This window comes from Massilimicrobiota sp. mt181 (assembly GCF_055420065.1).
On sequence record NZ_JBVAYN010000064.1, the window covers coordinates 1 to 1,075 of the forward strand.

Annotated in this window: 1 protein-coding gene; it reads right to left on the minus strand. The window is 33.0% G+C overall.

Annotation, left to right across the window (positions count from 1 at the left end; translation table 11 throughout):
• On the minus strand, positions 1 to 953 hold a 953-nt coding region (locus ACZYT4_RS14020; protein WP_463786983.1), incomplete at its 3' end, for an IS1595 family transposase.
• Positions 954 to 1,075: the final 122 nt, after the last annotated feature.

The window sequence follows — 1,075 nt, forward strand, 5'->3', positions numbered from 1 at the left end:
TTCATGATCTTCTTGTATATTCCCTTGAAAGTCGTTTTGTTATAGTAATTCTTATTTTGATCTTTCATCTTATATAGTCCAATGTAGTTCTTTAAATACTTGTCTGATATCCCTCTATATCCATGCAAAAACAATTCGATAGATGAATGTAGTCTATTGACCTTATCCAATGTATATCCGTCCTTTTCCTTCTTGCCTGATGGAATCTTAATCCATTTAACCCCTAACTTTTTCATCAGTCCATGATATGAGCGTAGGCTGTCACTGACAACTGTGCATTGTGAAGGAATTTTGTCTTTATATATTTCATAGAGATTCTTGGTATGTATTCTCCCTCTTTCTGATATCTGTATCACTTTATTGTTGTGTTCATCTATGGCACAGACAATGTTTCTCTTCTGGTTGCTTATTCCTCTTTTCTTCTTTGGTTCTTTATCTTCAACTGTTATTCCAGGATGTTTAACATCTGAAAGTTTTTCATCAAGGTAAACAATTCCATCTAGTATGCGATCTTCAGCTGTGAGAGAAGCACATACACTCAGTATCTTATGTCTCCACACAAGAGATGTATGTTCGCATATGCCTGCAATATGAGCAGACTGTACAATGGTATCACCACGAAAAAGTGATTCCATATACAGATACCATTGATAGGCTTCCTTCTTTGAATATGAAAACAGAGTTCCTGTCATGGGTGAGAAAGTCTTATGACAATGTTTGCATAAATATCTTTGATTTCCATTTTTATCCTTGCCATATTTAATGATATGATCATGTCCGCAGTGAGGGCAAAAGGAACTATCAAATTCATCTGACAGTTCCTTATGTACTTCACCATCATAGATATGATTGATGATATGGTTATTGAGCTTTTCTCTAATGATTTCAATTTCATCATCAGTCGCATTATTGATAATGGAATCAATAATATCATTAAACATTTTATCAGTCATAATATCTTCACCTCGATATAAGTATATCACTGATGAAAATATCATGTTTTATTTTAATGGGTTTTAACACCGTTTTTATGGAGTTAAAATTAATTACCAACATTTAACTGAAGCTAGATTTT